4 protein-coding genes are annotated in these 3,136 nt (G+C 61.4%); 2 read left to right on the top strand and 2 right to left on the bottom strand.

Annotation, left to right across the window (positions count from 1 at the left end; all coding sequences use genetic code 11):
* Positions 1-51: 51 nt before the first annotated feature.
* Positions 52-327 carry a hypothetical protein gene (locus AWC17_RS05965; RefSeq protein WP_046186961.1) on the bottom strand — a complete coding sequence of 92 codons (276 nt, stop codon included), beginning with the start codon at positions 325-327 and terminating at the stop codon, positions 52-54.
* Positions 328-425: 98 nt separating this feature from the next.
* The gene (locus AWC17_RS05970; RefSeq protein WP_046186962.1) at positions 426-809 is read right to left on the bottom strand and encodes an SCO3933 family regulatory protein; all 384 of its coding nucleotides are present in this window, start codon (positions 807-809) and stop codon (positions 426-428) included.
* A gap of 172 nt (positions 810-981) precedes the next feature.
* Here AWC17_RS05970 and AWC17_RS05975 point away from each other — a divergent pair, with 172 nt between their 5' ends.
* A complete protein-coding gene (locus AWC17_RS05975; protein ID WP_046186963.1) occupies positions 982-2,187 on the top strand; it encodes a hypothetical protein in 1,206 nt (401 codons plus the stop codon).
* The gene (locus tag AWC17_RS05980) at positions 2,184-2,918 is read left to right on the top strand and encodes a creatininase family protein (protein WP_046186964.1); all 735 of its coding nucleotides are present in this window, start codon (positions 2,184-2,186) and stop codon (positions 2,916-2,918) included. The genes AWC17_RS05975 and AWC17_RS05980 overlap by 4 nt, the downstream gene beginning before the upstream one ends.
* Positions 2,919-3,136 lie beyond the last annotated feature (218 nt).

A 3,136-nucleotide genomic window follows, 5' to 3' on the forward strand; every position in this document is an offset into this window, starting at 1 on the left:
TCCAATTATCCCTTGCAGGACAGGCACTTTCGCGTATCTACACCCCGACACTCACAATAATCCACGAAAAATCCGGGCTAATGACCAGGCGGCCAGAGCCAAGCCCGATATCGCGGCGAGGACAATGCCAAAGATCGGCCCGGCAATCAGCCACAACCAGAGACTCATCAGTATGGGAAAGCTGATCATCGGAAACAGAATTGACCACCACACAAAGACTTTGATCGCTTTGGCCAATCCCGTGGCGATAATGACGACGGTGTGGTCCCATTCGGATTCAGTGCTACGAGATTTGTTGTTGCCGTTTGGTTTTGATGATAGAGACATCGCTGAGCCTTTCCGGGTCGAGTTTGATACGGGGGGTGAACTGCACTACCGCAGCAGCTGGGTGTTGCGGCGGTGCAAGTTCTGCCGGCGAACTGGATTCAGGCGACGGGCTTACCCGTGCCACTAGGCGACGTCGACGACGGCCCGACCTTCGGCGGCGTGATCACGCCCGCCAGTGGTGCGCCCGCGGCACGAAGCGAATTTGCACGGAACGCCACGCCGCTGCGCCCCTCTTGGCTCCAAGGCAGCGCCACCAGGCCTTCAACGTGTGTCGGCTGCCCGACGGTGATGCTTGGATCGCCAGGCACGGTCACCGCGATGACATCAGCGCCCGAGGCGTCAAGCGCCATCAACTGCACTTGCCACAGGGGTTGGCCGGTCTCCCGATCGACCTTCGGCTGGCCGGTGTCAAACGCGATTCGCTGCTCCGGTAACCGGGTGCAAATGAACGACACGGCAGAGGTATCAATCCTCAACTTCATGGGTTGTTTCTCCTGGTTCTGGTTGTCGTGACCTTTGTGGCCTTATGGCCACGACGCCAGGACATCACCGGCGGTCAGTGGCGCGTAAGTGAGCGTGGGTGATGCTTGGTGAGTCAAAAAACGCGCAGGTCGACCGTCGCGGTGGGCCGTCTTGGTGCGGGAAAATTAGTGGGTGGCCGACGCCGCTCCCGACCTTCCCGAGACCGCGCAGCGGCTGCGTGCTGCGCGCAAAGCATGGGGATGGACTCAGCACGATCTGGTGAACGAGGTCGAGAAGGTTCGGAGCCGGCGTGGATTGGCGCTGAGCGTTCCGGACTCGATAAGCCGTCAAATCAAGGCATTCGAGCAAGGTGCCAAGCCGGGCCCGTTGTGGCGACAGTTGCTGACCGAGGCCTTGCGAGAAGACGAAGACCACCTCTTTGGTCTCACCATTGATGCTGCCCTACCGCGTCCTTTGCTTGTGCAGACGCCGGTGAACGCGGACGTGCTGGCGGTGATTTTGGCGCAGCGAGCGGCGCACATCCGCGCCGAACACCTTTTCGGCCCCGAGTACGCCCGTGCTCTCGTTGACCGCGACCTAGTCACGATCGAGAAATTGCTGACGAACGCGCCTGCTGATCTGCGGCGTGATGTTCGCCGTGCGGCAGGCAGAATTGCCGAACTGGGCGGCTGGATCGCCCAGGACAGCGGGGACCCAGTTAAAGCGGATCAGCTGACCTGTCGGGCAGACGATCACCTTCGTGCGGCTGCTGATCCTATTCTGCGGGCGGTCATCGCGATGCGCCGCTCTAACATTCTGCTCATGCGTGATCCAGCCCTGGCCGTGGACCTGGCCGCCGAAGCTGCCCAGCTCATTGACGGACGCTCTGTCGGGCGGCTGCGGGCGAGCATAGCCCGCCAGCAAGCCCTGGCCGCGATGGCCGATCAAGACCGCCAGAGTTTCGAACGCCATGCCGCCTGTGCCCTTGACATCGCATACACAGAACCCGTCGCTGACGACCACGCCATATACGCCAGTCGCGCGTACGTGGCGTCAGAGATTGCGTTGGGATTCAACGGTTTCCGTCAGCCGGAGAAAGCGCTTGAACTTCTACTCGAACATCACAATTCCTGGCCGCACGACCAACAGCGCGACTACGCCGTTGCATGCGCGCGCCTCCTGCGCACGTTAATCGCTCTGCACGACTACCATTCGGCACTTCAATACATTGATGGCGCCGCCCGCGCATACCTGACTACACCCTCGGATCGTGCCCGCCGCGAATTGCGTCTCTGCCGGAAGGTAATTCGCGACCGGGTTCGGGCTGACAAGAGTCTTCCATTGCATACTTTGCGTAAGCGAATCGAGGACGCGTTGCAAGGAGACCCCCAGCTATGACCCAGCACTCTGCTGTGCCTGGCCTATTTCTCCCAGCCACTACCACCACCGACCACGAGGTAGTCCACGCGGCTGTCGCTGTATTGCCGGTTGGTTCCTTCGAGCAACATGGACCGTACCTTCCGTTGGTCGCCGACACTCTGATCGCAACAGCTATTGCGACGGCAATCGGGGACCACCACAAGATATTTCAACTTCCTGCAGTGACATTTGGATGCTCGCAGGAACACTCAGCGTATCCTGGAACGGTCAGTCTCAGCCCGGCCACGCTAGCCGCTGCTGTGACCGATATCAGTACATCCCTTGTACGACAAGGCATTAGCGCGCTCGTGGTCGTGAATGGTCACGGCGGCAACTACGTGCTCGCCAATGTGGTGCAGCAAGCCAACGCCGACGGTGCGATGCGCGTCGGGCTATATCCAAGCCGCGAGGACTGGATGGAGGCCCGCCGGGCCGCCGGCATCACGAGCAGCAATCACGACGACATGCACGCCGGCGAACTTGAGACCTCGCTCCTGCTCGCCGCGCACCCCGCCTACGTGCGCGACGGTTGGCACACTGCCGACCATGCCGCGCCCGACCGCCGATACCTAACCACCCTGGGGATTGATGCCTACACCACCAGCGGTGTCATCGGTTACCCATCGCGAGCCGACGCTGACAAAGGCCAGGCAGCCCTCGACCATCTCGGCCAGGCTGCCGGCAATCTCATCGCCCTGCTCATCAAGTAGCGGTCCTCCATCGCTGCGCACTGGCGGCTGCCGTCCGCTGACGCTCCCGTCCGCCGCCATGCATGACTCGAGATTCGGTGCTCCCGAGCAGGCGCAACGGTTCACAGAACGGCTCACACCAACCTTGTGAGAACTTTCTTTACTGCTATTAAAGACCTACCGGCGTTTCCGCGGCTTGGCGCAGTGGGTCGTCGGTAGGGTCCGCGTCCGGACCGGGG

This window comes from Mycobacterium nebraskense (assembly GCF_002102255.1).
Lineage (GTDB): Bacteria > Actinomycetota > Actinomycetes > Mycobacteriales > Mycobacteriaceae > Mycobacterium > Mycobacterium nebraskense.